14 protein-coding genes are annotated in these 17,790 nt (G+C 55.2%); 1 reads left to right on the forward strand and 13 read right to left on the reverse strand.

The window, feature by feature from the left end; genetic code table 11:
- The 11 genes from B1748_RS35675 to B1748_RS35725 form a co-directional block, all read right to left on the reverse strand.
- On the reverse strand, positions 1-2,252 hold a 2,252-nt coding region (locus B1748_RS35675; RefSeq protein ID WP_179216003.1), incomplete at its 3' end, for an InlB B-repeat-containing protein.
- Between the two features lie 296 nt (positions 2,253-2,548).
- On the reverse strand, positions 2,549-3,493 hold the full coding sequence (locus tag B1748_RS35680; RefSeq protein ID WP_373271324.1) for an NAD(P)/FAD-dependent oxidoreductase: 945 nt from the start codon (positions 3,491-3,493) through the stop codon (positions 2,549-2,551).
- A 180-nt stretch (positions 3,494-3,673) separates the two neighbouring features.
- Complete coding sequence (locus B1748_RS35685) at positions 3,674-4,297, reverse strand: flavin reductase family protein (protein WP_087572740.1); 624 nt, start codon at positions 4,295-4,297, stop codon at positions 3,674-3,676.
- A gap of 132 nt (positions 4,298-4,429) precedes the next feature.
- Complete coding sequence (locus B1748_RS35690) at positions 4,430-5,044, reverse strand: alpha/beta hydrolase (RefSeq protein ID WP_179216004.1); 615 nt, start codon at positions 5,042-5,044, stop codon at positions 4,430-4,432.
- A gap of 15 nt (positions 5,045-5,059) precedes the next feature.
- The gene (locus B1748_RS35695; RefSeq protein WP_087572729.1) at positions 5,060-6,043 is read right to left on the reverse strand and encodes a VOC family protein; all 984 of its coding nucleotides are present in this window, start codon (positions 6,041-6,043) and stop codon (positions 5,060-5,062) included.
- An 88-nt stretch (positions 6,044-6,131) separates the two neighbouring features.
- Complete coding sequence (locus B1748_RS35700) at positions 6,132-6,617, reverse strand: MarR family winged helix-turn-helix transcriptional regulator (RefSeq protein ID WP_087572730.1); 486 nt, start codon at positions 6,615-6,617, stop codon at positions 6,132-6,134.
- Positions 6,618-7,073: 456 nt separating this feature from the next.
- Positions 7,074-8,504, reverse strand: a complete 1,431-nt coding sequence (locus tag B1748_RS35705) for an MATE family efflux transporter (protein ID WP_087572731.1) — start codon at positions 8,502-8,504, stop codon at positions 7,074-7,076.
- A gap of 87 nt (positions 8,505-8,591) precedes the next feature.
- Positions 8,592-9,698 carry a GerAB/ArcD/ProY family transporter gene (locus B1748_RS35710; RefSeq protein WP_087572732.1) on the reverse strand — a complete coding sequence of 369 codons (1,107 nt, stop codon included), beginning with the start codon at positions 9,696-9,698 and terminating at the stop codon, positions 8,592-8,594.
- Positions 9,695-9,946 (reverse strand): hypothetical protein, encoded by a 252-nt coding sequence (locus tag B1748_RS35715; protein WP_087572733.1) that lies wholly within the window; start codon positions 9,944-9,946, stop codon positions 9,695-9,697. Before B1748_RS35715 ends, B1748_RS35710 begins: the two co-directional genes overlap by 4 nt.
- 7 nt (positions 9,947-9,953) lie before the next feature.
- Positions 9,954-11,153, reverse strand: coding sequence for a Ger(x)C family spore germination protein (locus tag B1748_RS35720; RefSeq protein WP_087572734.1), 1,200 nt, complete (start codon positions 11,151-11,153; stop codon positions 9,954-9,956).
- A 20-nt stretch (positions 11,154-11,173) separates the two neighbouring features.
- Complete coding sequence (locus tag B1748_RS35725) at positions 11,174-12,751, reverse strand: spore germination protein (RefSeq protein WP_373271325.1); 1,578 nt, start codon at positions 12,749-12,751, stop codon at positions 11,174-11,176.
- 525 nt (positions 12,752-13,276) lie between these two features.
- Here B1748_RS35725 and trpS point away from each other — a divergent pair.
- Entirely contained in the window at positions 13,277-14,266 is a 990-nt protein-coding gene (gene trpS, locus B1748_RS35730) for a tryptophan--tRNA ligase (protein ID WP_087572736.1), read from the forward strand.
- An 83-nt stretch (positions 14,267-14,349) separates the two neighbouring features.
- Here the strand turns inward: trpS and B1748_RS35735 are convergent, their stop codons facing one another.
- The gene (locus B1748_RS35735; RefSeq protein ID WP_087572737.1) at positions 14,350-16,239 is read right to left on the reverse strand and encodes a helix-turn-helix domain-containing protein; all 1,890 of its coding nucleotides are present in this window, start codon (positions 16,237-16,239) and stop codon (positions 14,350-14,352) included.
- Between the two features lie 24 nt (positions 16,240-16,263).
- Positions 16,264-17,373: an MBL fold metallo-hydrolase gene (locus B1748_RS35740; protein ID WP_087572738.1), complete on the reverse strand. Its 1,110-nt coding sequence runs from the start codon at positions 17,371-17,373 to the stop codon at positions 16,264-16,266.
- Positions 17,374-17,790 lie beyond the last annotated feature (417 nt).

A 17,790-nucleotide genomic window follows, 5' to 3' on the forward strand; every position in this document is an offset into this window, starting at 1 on the left:
CCTCCGAAGGCGTATCCCGTTCTTGTCGGAGCTTCCGGCGCTTCCACGGTTTCACCGTGCTCCACCGTCGCTGCCGCCACCGCATTGCCGCCGTTGCTCTCGAAGCTCACCGTGTACACGTTTGTCGTCCACTTCGAGTACAACGTCACGTTGCCCGTCACCGCAGTAGTGAATACATACGGCTCCATCAGTTCCTCGTCGATGTACCAACCTCCGAACGCGTATCCCGTTCTTGTCGGAACCTCCGGCGCTTCCACGATTTTGCCGTGCTCCACCGTCACTGTCGCTACTGCATTGCCACCGTTGCTCTCGAAGCTCACCGTGTACACGTTTGTCGTCCACTTCGCGTACAACGTCACGTTGCCCGTCACCGCAGTTGTGAACACATACGGCTCCGTCAGTTCCTCATCGGTGTACCAACCTCCGAAGGCGTATCCCGTTCTTGTCGGAGTTTCTGGTGCTTCCACAGTATCACCGTGTTCAACCGTCGCCGCCTCCACCGCACTGCCGCCGTTGCTTTCGAAGCTCACCTCATGCGTCGATGGCGCAAACTTCTGCACCCGATGGTTTCCCGTCTCGGTCACGTAGACGTTGCCGGCCCGGTCCACCGCGATGGCGGCAAGCCCGTAGAACTCGCCTTCGCCCTTCCCCGGCGCCCCCCAACTCGCTATCAATTCTCCGTCGGAATTAAATTTCTGAATTCGGCTGTTAACCCCGTCCGTCACGAACAGATTGCCTTCGCCATCCACCGCCATGCCAGAGATAAATCCGAAAGCTCCGCCCTCCGGCTCCCCCCAGCTCTCTTGCAGATGCACCCCGTCCAAATTGAAAGTCTGGATGTTCGTCGAATCGCCCGAATAGACAATTCCTCTTGCGCTATCCACGGCGATGGTAGTTGGACGGAAGTAGAAGCTGCCCGGGCTCATCGCTCCTTCCATCTCCAGCACCTTCTCGCCCGATGCGTCGAACTTGGCAATATGATAGGCGCTTGTGTTAGCCACATAAATATATCCTTCGGTATCCACCGCGATTTCCCCGGGATTCGATAGATACGACCATTCATTCAACTGCTCGACTACATTAGTCGCGGGATCGAATCGCAGCAGCGCGCTGTCGTTGGTCATGTAAAGACGCCCCTGTGCGTCAACCGACAGTCCGTAAGGAGAAAAGTAGGAGCCCTCGCCGTCTCGCGCCGCGAGGAACTCGTAGCTTTGATCGAATAGCTGAACGCGTCCGTTGCCCTGATCGGCAACATAGATGCGCCCATCGGAGTCGACGGCAATGCCTTCCGGAATAAAGAACTGACCTTCGGCAGAGCCGAACGATCCCCATACGGCTTGAGACTCAAGAGTATCCGCATCCAGCTTCTGAACGCGCCGATTGGAAGTATCGGCCACATAGACGGAGCCGTCCGCGGCAACGGCAATGCCCTGCGGCGAATCGAATTCTCCGGCTCCGATACCGTATGAACCTTGGCTGGCCAATACTTCGAACGATGCATCCATAACGAAGACCGCATTCTCGTCGTAATCCGTCACATAAATATGTCCGGTTTCGTCGACTGCAATGCCTTGCAGGCTATTAAACTGCTCCCCCCCTTCCAACATGCCTAGATACGCTCCATAGGCGTTCATTTTCACAATGCGGTTATCGCTGTCCAAAACGAATACATGGCTATCGCCATCCAAGGCGACATCGGCGATGTCTTCGAATAGATGCTCAATCTCGCTTGAGTCGTAGAAGCTCGTCCATTCCTCTGTATGGTCGGTTGCCGTGTCCAGCAAGCGAAGGCCACCAAGATTATAGTCGGCTATATAGACCGTCTCGCCCTCTGCATCCACGGCCATCCCCGACACATACATGCCCTCAATCTGCCAAGTATCGACAAACGCCGGTTCGGTCATGTCGATCTTGTACACGCTCTCTCCGCTGCCGGCGTATACGAATCCTTCGCCGTCCACGGCAATCGCTCGCGGGGCAAACGCATTATCGGCTTGCCATTCGGCCAATACCTCTCCTTCCGGACTCAGCTTGACGATTCGGTGTCCGAGCTGCTCCGCGGCATAAACGTTGCCTGCCCCGTCTGTCGCCACATCCATCACCTGGTCGAAATAATAGGCGCCTCCAGGAAACAGCCCGTCGAAAACATACGACTCTTCCGGCTCCGGCTCGGCCGCCGCCTTCCCCGGCATCCCCCACCCCGCGCTGCCCGCAAGCAGCAAGACGAGAGCCCATATTCCCGTTCTCCTCATTCCTCTTCCCAGCTTCAAATCCACGCACAACCTTTCTCGGATACCTATCTCCCTATTCCACATACTAGCACCAGGAATTTCGGGATCATATTAACCAAAGTTAGTTCCTTGTCGAGAAAGGCCGTTTTTTCTTCGTTTTTGTCGCGTTAAGGGGATACGGCTGTCGCCGTCCTCAGGTAGGGCAGCCCGTTTTATTCTGAAAATGATAGGGTCAAGTATGAAGAAAACTTCTACTGTCATTTAAAAAATCTCCGAACCCGCGTTGCCCGCGATTCCGGAGATCTAGTCGTTTTACGCTAATTCTCGAAGTCCTCTCTCACAAGATCCGAGTTGATGCCGATCGCCGCGCGACTGCCTTCTCCAGCTGCGATAGATGTCTGGGCCGGCGCGATTACGGAGGTATCGCCCGCCGCATATACGCCGGGGATGCTTGTGCGGCCCAAGTTGTCCGTCTCTATGCCTCCTTGCCCGTTTATACGACAGCCCAGCATTTCGCCGAAAGGCGCAGCCTGCCGCCAATAAGGCGAGATGAAGCCTCCCGAGCGCTTCGCTTCCGTCCCGTCGTGGAACCGGACTGCTCGCAGTTTGCCGTTGTCTCCGACCAGCTCGGCGATTTTTTTCTCCGTCACAACTACTCCTCTGCCGCTTAGCGCCTGCGCCTCCAACCTGCCAAGCGATCTCGAGGAACCGTTCGTGCAGACAAGCAGGTCACGGCTCCATTGATACGCCAGACGAGCCAGCGAGAATGCGTTCGATCCTTCTGCGATGACGACGAGCGGCCCATCCCGGAGCTCCCATCCGTCGCAATAGGGGCAATTGAAGAGACTGCTGCCGTAAAACTCCGTCACTCCCGTAATTTTCGGCAATGTCTCCTTCAGTCCAGTCGCGAGCAGCAGTTTCCTGGCCCGGTAGGTTGCTCCGCCTCGGTCGCGCAGGAGGAAGCCTGAACCATCCAGTGGAGCCACCGCCTCGATCCGGCGGTCAACCGGCCAGACGGAGGGATAACGGGCGAGGTCCCGCCGGGCGAGCACCCTCAGCTCTTGCGGCGTCGCGCCATCCCGTGTCATGAAACCATGCGTATGTCTTGTCACCGCGTTACGCGGCGAATGGTCGTCGAACAACAAGACGCTCCGTCTGGCTCTGCCGAGCATCAACGCAGCGTTCAGTCCTGCCGGTCCTCCCCCGATAATGGCGCATTCCGCTTCCACTCCGCCACCGCCTTCCCTCTTCCCATCCGTCATCTGCTATACAGCAATCTCTTATGTATATCGCGAGAAGGCTGCCGACATGCATGCATACGATGGGAAGGAAGCCGCAATGGCTGCTGTCGGCCCCGCTGGAAACGCGAGGCTGCCATCTAGCTGATCATAGGGATCACGATCCTGACCAAATCCCGGCAAACATTAAACATTCGCAGAGTTTCAAGTGGGGCGTACCAGCGTAAATCTCTCGCCTAGCTTTGCATAGTCATTCCCTGCCAATCGGCTTACGGGCTTTAACGCTTCCGGATCGATACGCCCGTTATTGTACAGCTTCTCGTCAATATGGAACCTGACGACGCGGCCGATGAGCAGGTCGGTCGACGGTACGCCGGCATCTCCGATAAGCGTACCGCCAAGGGGGATGGCTTGCTCCAGCACGCATTCCAGACGGATCGCCGCCTCGGCTACGCCGGGCACGGTGATGATCTCGCTGACAACTGGAGTCAATCCCGCCAGCTCGACCTCGCTCACATCCGGAGGCGCGGGGGCCGCCGTCACGTTTAACGCTTCCACATAACGCTCATCCGCGATATGCGTCACGAATTGCCGCTTCGCTATGGCATTGCGGGCAGTGTCCTTCTGTATGCCGCCTTTACGCTGCACCGATACCGCAATCATCGGAGGATCTGCCGCGACAATATTAAAGAAGCTGAAAGGCGCCGCATTTAACACTCCCTCCTCCGACAACGTTGTGACTAACGCGATCGGCCTCGGGATAATGCCGCCTATGAGAAGCTTATAATTGTCCTGGGTGCTCTGTCCCTCCGGATCGATCGAAATCATCGTCATATCGTTAATCTCCCTTCATTAAGCGCGATGCGCAAAAGGACGACCGTCTCCCGGTCGTGCCGGGATGAGCCGTCCTTTATATCGTAACCGATTATAGGAATGCCGAATATCCCCAGCCTGGATGCCTCATTCGATCGCAAAAGTTTGTTTAAACCACGCAGCAGCGGCATGCGCCTCCGCGCTCGTCAATTGGTGCCCGAACCGATCCCATCGCACTTCCACAACCGCCCCCGCTTCGCGAAGCAAAGCATCCAGCTCCTTCGTCTCGGCAGGCGGGCAGAGTGGGTCATTTTCTCCTGCCGCTATGAAAACAGGCACGCCCGATAAATCCGGCAGCTTTATGCCGCGAAGAGGAACCATGGGATGAAGAAGGATAGCGCCCTTGAGCGAATCCTTGTAATGGAACAACAGGCTTCCCGCAATGTTGGCTCCATTAGAGTAGCCTGCCGCCACGATATTGCTCCGATCAAATCCGTACTCCGTCGCCGCTTCCGCCAGGAACTCATGAAGCTCCCCAGTCCGGTATACCAGATCCTCGATGTCAAACACGCCTTCGGCGAGTCTGCGGAAGAATCGCGGCATGCCGTTCTCCAGCACGTTCCCTCTTACGCTGAGAACGGAGGAGCCCGGCGAGATCAGCTCCGCCAGCCCAAGCAGGTCGCGCTCTGTGCCTCCCGTCCCGTGAAGCATTAGCAGTATAGGCGCTTCCTCATTTTTGCCCTTGATATAGAGATGCTTCATCTTCACCGTCATTGTTCAGATTCCCTCCAATTCGCGTACCTCAAACGGTGTCAGCAGCTTCTCGATCTCTGCGCGGTTCTGTTCGTACCATTCGGGCAGCATCAGCTTCTCGCCAAGATGCTCCGCGTCTTCGTCTCGAGCGAAGCCCGGAGGATCCGTCGCGATCTCGAACAAAATTCCGCCTTCTTCCCTAAAGTACAGCGCGTTAAAATATTGCCGATCCACAATCGGAGTAGGCTGATAGCCGTTCGCGGCTACGTGGTTTCTCCAGAGCGCGTGCTCCGCGTCGTCTTTCGCTCTCCATGCGATATGATGCACCGTGCCGTGACCTCCATGGCCTGGGGCCATCGCGGTAGCGTTAACGTCAATGATGTTGCCGATGTCGCCAAAAGAACGATAACGAACGTAACCGACATCCTCGCCAACTTTCGTTAATCCCATAACATCCTGGAGCAGCTTGCCTGTCGACTCTGGCGCTCCGCTAAACAGAACCGCGCCTCCGAAACCTTTGATCGCTTTGTCCGTTGTCACGCCTCCGAACGACCATTTGCTATTGGCTCCTTCTGCCCGGGCGACGATCTCGCCGCGCAGCCCGTCTGTGTCAGCGAAGCCCAGGTACGTTTCGCCGAATCGCTGCGTCTCTTCCACTTCGACACCTAGCCTAGTCAAACGCTCACGCCAAAATGGCAGCGCACCTTCGGGAACAACATACGTCGTGATGCCGACTTGACCCGCTCCGATCCGGCCCCTGCGGGATTCCTCCCAAGGGAAAAACGTGATGATGGTGCCGGGACTGCCGCTTTGATCGCCGAAGTACAGATGGTAGACTTCCGGAGCATCGAAGTTGATCGTTTTTTTTACCAGACGCAGTCCCAGTATCCCGGCATAAAAATCGGAAGTGGCCTGCGGATCTCGTACGAATGCCGTAATGTGATGGATGCCTGCCGTTTGTGCACGATCCTCGAAGCTCGTTTGCCCTTGCGCGTTTTGGATTGTCATAGGAATCTCTCCTCTTTTTTCATAATATTTGTGAATCTTAAAATTAAGATATATGTTCGATAGAAGCAGTCCTTCCTGCCTAGTTTGGCTACTTGTAGGACTGCTGGGCGTACTTTCCTAATTTTTTGAGCAGGATGCTGGCCTGCGCCTTCTCTTCGTCGGTCAGACCGCCAGTCGCTTCTTCGATGCATATAGTATGCGCCGGGAACACTTCTTCTATAAATTTGCTGCCTTCATCCGTAATTTCGCCGTAGATCAGCCGCCGGTCTTCCTTGGATGCGCGCCTGCGGCACAGTCCCTTTTTCTCCAGCTTATCGATGACGTATGTGATGTTGCCGCTGCTCATCAGCACCTTACCGCCAATCTGCTGCAGGGGCTGAGGCCCGCGATGGTACAACATCTCCAATACGCCGAATTCCGTTCTGTTGAGACCGTAACTGCGAATATCCCGATCAATGTGGGCATTTACCCACTGACTAGCCCGCGAAAGCGCAATGTAGAGGTCCAGAGATACATTGGATTTAGCAGCGTTGCCTTGCGTCGATTGATGGGTTGAATGGTTGTCACTGCTCATATTCATCCGCTCCTTTCCTTCAATTTGCATTATCTTAAATTAAAGATATCAGAAGACGCGGCTATTGTCAACTATTTGATTGAAAGATAATTCCGTTTGGGAGAAACGCTCCGCTAACCCTAATAAGGCTTGCCCTATGTAAGACATACATCGTGTACACCTACTTAAGACCACCCTGGGCAGAAACCCCGGGGGAAGTCAGTCTTGTCGACTTAACGGCCGCCAACCGAATTGGACCGGCGGTAGTCCGTTCTCATCGACATACTCGCCACCCTCGCATCTCCTGAAAAGTAAAATCCCCGCTGCCGCACCTCATATGGCACAGTCGCGGGGAATGCGCATCCCCTTATTATGATTCAAAAAAGCAGATGGGCTGGACGGGTTGTCCAGCCATCCCGTACGCAGAGCTAATCCTGCAACGACTCCCCAGGTTACGCCTGCAACGGCTCCCCTGCCTTACGCCTGCACCGCGGCGGCATGTCCGTCCGCGGGCGGCGAGTCCAGTCTGACCAGCGCGTGTTTCTCCCACTTGCGGCTGCGCCAGCGGAAGTAGAAGATTACCGCGCGGACCCACTCGTCTGCGGCGATCGCCAGCCAAACGCCCGGCAGCCCCATATCCAGTTGGAACACCAACAGATAGCCCAGGGGCAAGCTCATGCCAATCATCGAGAAAACACCGACATAGAGCGGATACTTCGCATCGCCGGAAGCCCGCAGCGAGTTTACGATGACGATATTAATCGTGCGCCCTGTCTCCAGAATAAAGCTATAGAGCAGCACCTGCGCCCCCAGTCTGAGCACATCGGGATCATCCGTAAAGAAGCCGACGAGCTGCTCGCGGAACACCATCACAATCACGACGACGATCAGCGTCCCGATGCTGGCGGAGCGAACGCTCATCCAGACGCGGCGGTACGCAGCGTCCGGGCGCCCTTCGCCGACAAGACGGCCGACCATGATGGACGTGCCGATGCCGATCGCGAATGCGAACAGATAGATCAACATCGAAATATTGGATGCGTATTGCTTCGCCGCCAGCGACGCCTCGCCCAAATACGTCGTGTAAGCAAGGAAGACGATCTGGCAGCTATGGTACATTACCTGTTCCAGCGCGGAAGGGATGCCGATTTTTAAAATTTTGCCTACAAATTCCTTGGACAGATTTAAATAATAGCGGAACTGGATACGCACTTCCATAATGCGATACAGCAGCCAAAAGAAGACGACGACCGCGATAAGGCGGCTGCCGATCGTCGAGATCGCCGCGCCCTCCACGCCCAGTGCCGGCATGCCCCAGTTGCCGAAGATCAGCGCATAGTTGCCGATAATATGGATAACGTTCATGCCCAGCGCGACAAGCATCGCTTCCTTTGTAAATCCGTGCACGCGAATGATCGCTGCCAGCGAGTTGATAATCGCTTGCAGAAAAATCGCTCCGCCGACAATTTGCAAATAACTTTGGGCGTAGTCGTACACTTCGCCTTGCAGATTCAATGAACTCAGCAAGTAACCGTTAAATGCTACGAATCCGATACTCAGCACCACGCCGACGATCAGATTGAGCGTAACGGCGAGCGCCGATATTTTGGCCGCTTCAAAAAATTTCTTCGAACCGATATACTGAGCCACGACGATGGACGCCCCGTTGCCGATGACCTCCAGCAGCAATATGGCGATGTGCAAATACTGATTGGACGCGCCTACGCCGGACACCGCATTGTCCGAAATCTCGCTCAGCATAAACGTATCCGCGATCCCCATCATCATGAACAACGCCACTTCAAGGAAAATTGGCCACGTCAAATAAAACAACTTAAGATCCTTGGCCTTCTCTCCTCCGCCAAGAACCTGTTGTCCAGCAGGTTCACTCAAACTCTTCACCTTCATCCTATGTCTATTCTCTATTTGCGTCTGACGTATCGTAACATAGAATGGGGGCTTCCGCATACGGGAATTTGCTGGTTAACGAAACTTTCACGTTCCTTGTTTCGGAGAGAGGCTGCCGCCACGGAAAAAGCCCACGGCCAGCAGTAAAAGCGAGGTTCCTACACCCAGGATCAAATCCATGTACGGCCAATATTCATTCATCTGCTGGAAGTGATTGATATTGGGGGAAATCAGTACAGACATAGACACAAGAAGGACACCCGACGGCAGTATCATCGACCGGTATTGTTGAAGACGGAACAAATGGGCGAGTGTCATATGGAACACATAGAAGTACAACGAGGTCTTGATGAAGCTCGTCAGCAGCCACATAAAAGCCAGGATAACCTCGATCCGCTGAAGAAATTGGCCCACGTCGATCTTCTTCGCCAACGCATAGCTGGGATACATGTTTCTTGCGGCCAGGTCCTGACCCAAAATGGAGATGGACAGAAAAATAATGAGCGCTATGACAACTCCTCCGAACAGCGCTCCCTTCAAAAAGCTGCCCCGAATAGCTCCCGAATTATTGACATGGGGAATAACCATCAGCAGCACGCTAAGTTCGGCAAACGGGTAGGCCGTCGTCGACACGGCGCCTTGCATGACCGGACCAAGCCCATTCTCCATCACCGGAAGCAGCTTGCTCGTCTCTATACTTGGCACCAGGAATAGAACGAATACGATCAGGAACAGAATCAACACGGGAAAAAAAAATTCGCTCGTCCTTGCGATGCACTCCAATCCAAGATAAGCCGCCAAAAGGACGACGGCCGCATAGAAGATGTGGATGGCATGAATCGGCGTCTCCGGCATCATCTGGGTCGTCATGAAGTCGCCAATCTCCCGTACATGGGATGCAGACGATAAGAATATATAACCGAGAAAGGCACATGCTACGGCTCCCCCCAGCCATCTCCCAAGCACGCTCTCCGCATAATCCACAAACGTCCGTCCGGTATTGCGTTTCCCAACCGCGCTGTACAACAGGACGACGCCGATTCCGAAGACGATGCCCAGCAGTGCGGAAATCCAGGCATCTCGCCCCGCCGCTTGCGCCGGGACGGAAGGGAGGATCAGAATCGTGTCGCCGATCGTGATATAGATCGCAAGGAGCGCGAATTGTCTGCCGTTAATCTGCTCGAGGTTCTTCATCCCTCATTCACTCTCCTCAGGCCAAACGTCGTTTCTACCAGAATGTCGATCGGACGAAAGATCGCGGCAAGCCAGTCCATGGGATTGGGCAGCCCCGCGTCCAGCCCAACTCCCACCGAAATCCCCGTGCCGAGCGCAAGCAAGAAGCCGAACAGCCCTAACTCCTTCCACTGCCTGCTCCGCCACATGCGCGGTATCTCCAGAACGCATATACAAGCGGCTACCGCCGCGATTCCCACTATCGCCATCGACTTCCTACTCCTTCATCTCGTCGAGGAATGACTCCCCTACCGTTCCGATTCTTCTGATCTTCATATCGACTTTGAATGAAACTGTCAGCTCTTTGAAAATATGGTCCCATTCATTCTGGACGCGTTTCCAGTATGCCGGGCTCGCACGATGAATCGCTTCGCCGAAGCCGAACACGTCGGTTCCCAGCTTCTGCGCTTTGGCGACGGCTTGCTCCGCGTTCAGTTGCATCGTCTCCTCCGCCCGCTTCTCAATCTCCTCCAGCGAGTTCCTTCCCGTAAGATGCATGTGGCATTCGACGTCAGCGACATTCGCCTCCGAGCGCATAGTGACGACGACCTCGGGCTTGCCGTTTTTCACGCTGCCCTCCATTTTCGACTTCGATCGGATGACCTCGACGGCAAGCTTGCCCCCTTCGGGGCATTGTATCTCCACCATGGTACTTTTCAAACGATTCGTAATATCGCTAAAGCCCTTGCTCTCCGATTCATTTAACCATCCGATCAGCTTGTCGGAACGAAATACGGCAATGCCTTGGTATTGCAGTCTCGTCGGCGTATCCGGCGTTTTCAGATTTTGGAGCTGGCGCCCGACACTGGGATCGCCTTTTATCGTGATCCCAGTCAATGCGGGCTGTACGCCCTTATCGACGATCTCCGTGATGAGATCATCCAGCTGCACAGACACGGTTGGCGCCCAGGCACGTTCCGATACTTGAAGCGAGGAATGCAGCTTGGCGGCCGGAATTTTCTCCATTGGCGTGAGAATGCGCAAAACGTCGAACGCCTTATGACCTTTGGCCACAACGATATAGAAGTCCGTCCGCCCTTCCTGATCGCGAGACAGCAGGTCGAGCGACTTCCCCATCCCTTCCCGGGCAAGCGCCTCTCCAATCACGAAGATACGCAAATGGGCAAAATACAGCTTTCGCGGCGTCACCGTCGTCATTCTGCGGATCGCCTCTGCCATTGTATCGCCTGTTGCGTCGTATGTAGTCACCGGAGAAAAACTGCCGCCGGACGTTCCAGCCGCAACCTCGGACGGATCGACGACTTGCACCGACACATGGTAGCCGCGTTCCGCCTTGTCTACGCCGAGCGCCGTGACAATCGCAAGGTCGTTTAGCTCGCGGCGGTTCCAGCACCCTGTCGCCGTCGCAAGCGCAAGGATGAGCAGAAGCGTGCCTAGCATCCTGACTCTTCGCATATGATTGCTCCTTCTCCTGGCTATTTGCCCGGCTTCGGTTTCGCCGCCTTCGCCGGCTGCTGCCGCTTGCCGTTTGACCCCGTCATCAGACCCGGTCTTTTGGTCATCATCCAGTGCGGCAACCGGAAGATCGCATCCTTCTGATCTTCAAGCTTCATAGGGGCGAAAGGGGTCAAATACGGAACCCCGAACGTTCGAAGACTGGTAAGATGCAGTACGATCGCGAAGCTTCCCAAAATGATGCCGAACAATCCGAACGACGCCGCAAGTCCCATCAGAGGAAACCTAAGCATCCGGATGGCATTGGCCATGCTGTACGCAGGGAACACAAAACTCGAGATCGCCGTCGTCGATACGACGATGACCATCGCAGCGGACACGATGCCGGCATCTACGGCAGCTTGTCCAATGACGAGAGTGCCGACGATGGATACGGCGGGACCGATCGTCCTCGGCATTCGGAGCCCAGCCTCCTTCAGAATTTCGAAAGCCACCTCCATCATCAAAGCTTCAATAAAGGCCGGGAAAGGAATGCCCTCCCGTTGAGCGGCGAGACTTATTAGCAGCTGCGTAGGCAGCATCTCCTGATGGAAAGTTGTAATGGCCACGTAAAGCGATGGAAAGTACAGCGCGATAAAGATGCCTACGTACCGCAGAAGCCGAATCAATGTGCTTATGTCCGCACGGTGATAATAATCTTCCGCCGCGTGCAAGAAAGAGACGAACACGGCGGGGACGATCAGCACAAACGGCGTTCCGTCGACCAGTATCGCGACCTTTCCCTCCAGCAGTTCTGCGGCGATCACGTCGGGACGTTCTGTATTGTAAACCGTCGGGAACGGCGTGAACGTCTCGTCCTGAATCAACTCCTCGATATAGCCGCTCTCCAGGATGCCGTCGATATCGATGTTGTCCAGACGCTTTCGTACTTCCTCGACGATTTTGTCATTCGCGATTCCTTGCATGTACATCATGGATACGTCCGTTTGGGTTTCTCGCCCGATCCGGCGCGTCTCCAGTCTCAGCCGCGGACTTTTGATTCTGCGTCTAATCAGTGCCGTATTCGTCCTCAGCGTCTCCGAGAAAGCTTCTCTCGGCCCCCGAATGACCGATTCCGTGTTTGTCTCCGATACGCCTCTGTCCTTCCCGCCCTTGGTCCCCGCAGCAATGGCATGGTCGAGGCCGTCCAGCAGCACAATCGTATTTCCCGACAACAGGGCGTGGAACAACGACTTGAACACGTGCACGAACCCCAACTCTCCCACGGCCAGGATATGCCGTTCCAGCTCGGATACGACTTCTTTGACGCCCCTCCCGGTCCGTTCGTGCTCCTGGTCGGCGTCGTCCGACATCGCTCTATCCAGAATAAATTCCGCCACAAACTGCTCGTTCGCCAATCCTTCGGTAAACACGATGGCGGCCGCTACGCCTCCGCTCAGCCTGATCGGCCGAATGACGATATCGTCGCTGCCTCCGAGCACTTCCCGAATCGTGTCCAGATTGTCCTTGAGCGAAGGCGACAACGGCCTTGGCGTTTCTTCCGCATCGTTCCCGTCCAAGCCATCCTGGCGTGCCGATGAACGCTTCCAGCTTCCCATCCTGCTCATTAGTTCCATCCCCGATTGTTTAGCTTTGTCTTTTCTATAATATGGTCATTTCTCGCCAATTTTAGACAAAATTTTCAACACAAAAAACTCGAAGACCCGCTTGACTAGACTTCGAATTGCCGTTATGCTTATGAACAATATATCGTTACAGCCATGAGTGGAAGTAGTACCTTGGGGCGGATGTCCGCAGCGAGCCGGCGGTTGGTGAAAGGTCCGGCGCAGACGTCTAAGGGAATGGATCCGCTCGCTTCGGCCCGAACCTCGTTCCCGAGCAGTAGGCCCCGACGGCAGCTCCCCCCGTTATCCCAGGGAGACATGAACGAAAGCACGCAAGCGGCCTCGCGCTGTTTTGCTCCGTTCGTGTAAGAGTGCGGCCCTAATGGCCGAATTCGGGTGGTATCGCGGAGTTCACGCTTCGTCCCTGTTACAGGGGGCGGAGCGTTTTTTTGCGTTTACCGGAGCGGCTGCAATTTACACGAGCACACGATCACTATCCCAAAGAAATGAGGTTATCCCATGTCCAACAAACGATTCCTGTCCGGCATCAAACCCAGCGGCGATCTCAACATCGGCGGCTACATCGGCGCCTTGCGCCAATTCGTTATGATGCAAGAGGAGGGCGAGTGCTACTTCTTCGTGCCCGACCTTCATGCCGTTACCATTCCGCAAGATCCCAAGGAGCTGCGCGAGCGTTCGCGCCAGATCGCGGCATTGTATATCGCTGCGGGGATCGATCCCCGCGGCAGCGCCATCTTTATGCAGTCGCATGTATCCGCCCATGCGGAGCTCGGCTGGTTGATGGAGACGCAGGCTCACTTCGGCGAGCTTAGCCGCATGACGCAATTCAAGGATAAGTCGGACGGCAAAGATACCGTCAGCTCCGCTCTTTTCACTTACCCTGCGCTTATGGCCGCCGACATCCTGCTGTACCAGGCGACGCATGTGCCGGTCGGAGACGACCAGAAGCAGCATCTGGAGCTGACGCGCGACCTCGCAACCCGCTTTAACAATCGCTTCGGAGAGACGTTTACCGTGCCGGAGCCGATCATTAGAGAAGTTGGCGCTCGCGTCATGGGCCTTGACGATCCTTCCAGCAAGATGAGCAAAAGCAACCCGAACCAAAGCAGCTACATTCTCCTGCTCGACGAGCCGGGCGTCATTCGCAAGAAGTTCTCCCGCGCCGTCACCGACTCCGACATGAACGTGCGCTACGACTGGGAGGCGAAGCCGGCCGTCAGCAACCTGATCGAGATCTATTCCGTCTTCGCGGATATCGAGATCGCAGAGGTCGAGCGCAGATTCGAAGGGCAAGGCTATGGCGCATTCAAAAAGGATCTCGCCGAAGTCGTCATCGCCAAGCTCGAGCCGATCCAGCAGACATATGCCGAGCTCGTCCATTCCGAAGAGCTCGACCGCATCCTGAAGGACGGCGCGAACCGCGCCGCGGAAGTCGCGAATCGCACGTTGAATGCTGCCAAAGAGGCCATGGGCTTCTTGACGTTCTAGGTTCGGTTCATAAAGGAAGGGGATGCCCCGAGTCATCGCGACTTCCGGAGCATCCCCTTTTAAATTCATAGTTCAATGTCCATTTACTGACTGCCTTCGACCAGCAAATCGACGATGATATCCAGCTGCTGCTCGACCGAGATCGGATCGCTGAACAGAAACTCGTCAAAATCGATCGGGTAAATATGACCGGCTTTGCCTGCAGGCGTATTCCGGATAAACTTATCCACCCTCTTCATGTCTTCCTCCGCGCCGTCATTTACGGCAAGCAATAACCGATCGCCTACGAATTCGGGGATCACTTCCATCGATATATCCCATGTCTCTCCGTTAATAACGTCATTCTTTACTTTTTCGGTCGGCTTCAAGCCCAGATACTTGTAGATAATGTTGCCCCCCATATTGGTATCGCCGTAAATAAAGATCGAGCCGGGGCGCACATTCAGGATCGAGAACGTTTCATCCGTCCCAATAACCGGGCTGATCTTTTCTTTGTATTGCACGATTTTTGCCGCAAACGCCTCATTCCATCGCTTCGCTTCTTCCTGCTTGCCAAGAATATCGCCGAACATCTCGACATCCTTGATCGGATCGTTGTACTGCTCCACAACAATCGTCGGCGCAATCTGGCTCAATGCTTCGTACCCGCCCTCCACGACCTCCGCGAACGGCTCCGTTGTCACAATCAGATCGGGCTCCAGCAGCAGAATCTTCTCCAGATCGGGAGGATTCCCGATATTCGTAATATCGGAAGTATCGCCAATCAGCGGATTATCCAGAATGTGCGGCGTTGCGCCAACCGGCCTTACCCCTACCGCCATCAGTTCGCCCAAATGGAAGAGACTGACTACGCGCTGAGGTTGCACCGGAATTTCCGTTTCGCCTTTCAAATGCTTGTAAGTACGTGTTTCCGCAGCCTCAATGGCTGCTGTTGCCCCTGCCGAAGCTGACGACGACGGCGCCCCCGAATTGTTGTTTGCCTGGCATGCGCTCAGCAGCAAGGTGCATAGCAGCATCATCGCTCCGAACGTTGGTCTTGAAAATCTAAACATTGATGTTTCCCCTTCCCCCATCCATTGATAACAAATCTCATTCTCATTATGGGAATAGGGCTCAGAGGATACAATAGACGATTTTAACAGCCGCAATGGATTATTCTGAACTGCCTGCCGACGCTCCTCCCGGTATTGCAGCGGGGAGCAGCCCGTATGTTTCTTGAACAGACGGCTGAAATAATAGACATCCGCATAGCCGACGCTGCCCGCGACCTCCTGGACACGAGCCTCCGAATGCACCAGGAACTGCTTCGCTTTGCGAATGCGCGCATGAATCAGGTATTCGATCGGACCGACGCCGATCTGGCTCTTGAACAAGCGGGACAAGTAACTTGCGCTGCAGCCGTAAATGCCGGCCAACTCCTCGGCTGTTATCGGCTTCCTGTAATGTTCGTGAATATAATGAATCGCCTCGGTTACCAGGTTCGGTCTGCCGTTCTCCTTTGCCGACATCCGGAGCTGCCGCATAATCTCGTACACCAACGGAAGGAAGGCGGACTGCGCCTGAAGCTTCTCCATCGAGGTAGTTTGCTGCCACAGGCGATGCATGGCCAGACACTTTTCCTGCAGAACCAGAGACGCTCCGGGACGGAACGCATATGGCATGCGGAAGCTCTCCTCCTCTTCCGGCGAGTCGCATTCCGCCCTGTACAGAATGACATAGCAGGCATAATCGCTTCCTAGCGGCGCCATGCCCAGCTCCGATTCCTTCCCTCCATGCAGAATGTGAGGCGAACGGGCTTGATAGACCGTTCCCGACAGAGTCACCCTCGCCTCCCCATGGGTCGTAATGATAAAAAAGCTGGCTGGCGTTACATAACGATCAGGGACCGTTCCCTTCTCCGCGCTAAACTCCCTGATATCCAGCAGTCTAACGGCGGCTCGGCTCCACCGTTCGATGTGGATTTCCCAATCCATACGTTTCCCCCTCTCGCTATTGGCTTAAGCCTCCCACCATCTCCGGTTCGGGTAGCCCTCCGTTCGAAGAGGTATGCTCTCTCCGATCATCGGGGTCGTGATCGTAACGCCTCTACGCTCCGCTTCCTTCGTCACGCGAATGGCAGGATCATCCCAACTGTGCATCGCGAGCGTAAAGCCTCCCCAGTGAATCGGCAGCAGCAGACCGCCCCGCACGTCGAGATGCGCCTGCACCGTCTGCTCCGGCAGCATATGGATCGCCGCCCACTTCTCGTCGTATTGCCCGCATTCCATCAACGTCAGATCGAAGGGGCCCAGCCGCTCCCCAATCTCCTGAAAGTGCGGACCATACCCGCTGTCCCCGCAGAAAAATATATTCCCTTCTCGGCCCCGCAACGCCCAAGAGCACCATAAGGTGCTGTCCCGAGTCGTCGTTCCCCTGCCGGAGAAATGTCTCGCGGGCGCGCAAGCCAGCTTTAGGCTGCCGACCTCGCGTTCCTCCCACCAGTCCATCTCGGTTACCCGATTACGGGATACTCCCCAACGCTGCAAGTGCGCTCCTACGCCCAGCGGCACAAAGAAGTGTCCGACCTTCGCTTCCAGCCGCTTGATAGAGGGATAGTCCAAATGATCGTAATGATCATGCGAAATAAATACGTAATCGATTCTCGGAAGAGCCTCCAGTTGCATAGGCAGCTTGCCTCCATAACGTTTGCCGCCGACAATGGGAAACGGCGATGGCGCCTTGCCGAACATCGGATCGAACAGGATCGTCAGCCCATCCATCTGCAGCAGCGCCGCGGAGTGGCCGAACCAGATCACCCTTGGTTGCCGGCTCAGCCTGAGATCTTCTTCGCCGAGAGCAACATACGGAAGCGCCTCGCGAGGATTTCGATCGGGATTGCCCCGAATGAATTCCCAGGCGGCAGGCAGCATTTCTTTGAAGCTCATCAGCACCTTCGATTCGAGGGGATAACGAAACTTCCCGTTGTCATAATGCGGAAGACTCGCATATCTCCCGAGTTCCTCGCGGGAGGGCCGGCCCCCGAAGACGGGGACGACGATTTGTACAAGCGGAACGGCGACAACGATAACCAGCACAATCAGGATAATAATCGCAAGCGTTAACCACATCTCGGTTTCTTCCTCCATCCTGACTTCGATTCTCGCGTTTCGTGCGGTCGAAGCCACTCCACCTATCATTTACTACCATCGTAGACCGATCGGAGGGCAAAAGTAAAGAGCCCCCCGGCGTCCGTCGAGGACGGCCGCGGAAGGGGCTTTTTAGCAGTACGGTTTTTGTCGTGTTGGTTACAACCATCCGAGACAAAACTAGACAAACCAAGATCAACAGAGACAAACCAAGACAAACCAAGACCGACCAAGATAAGCTTCTTCCTATACAAGGTGATCATCATCTCCCTTGGATAACAAGATACATCTTCCTGTACTGGGCAGCTGATCATCATCTCCCTTGGATAACAAGATACATCTCCCTGTACTGGGCAGGGTGATCATCGTCCTTCTTGGATAACAAGATACATCTTCCTG

Source organism: Paenibacillus sp. MY03, from assembly GCF_002165585.1.
Taxonomy (GTDB): Bacteria; Bacillota; Bacilli; order Paenibacillales; family Paenibacillaceae; genus Pristimantibacillus; species Pristimantibacillus agaridevorans.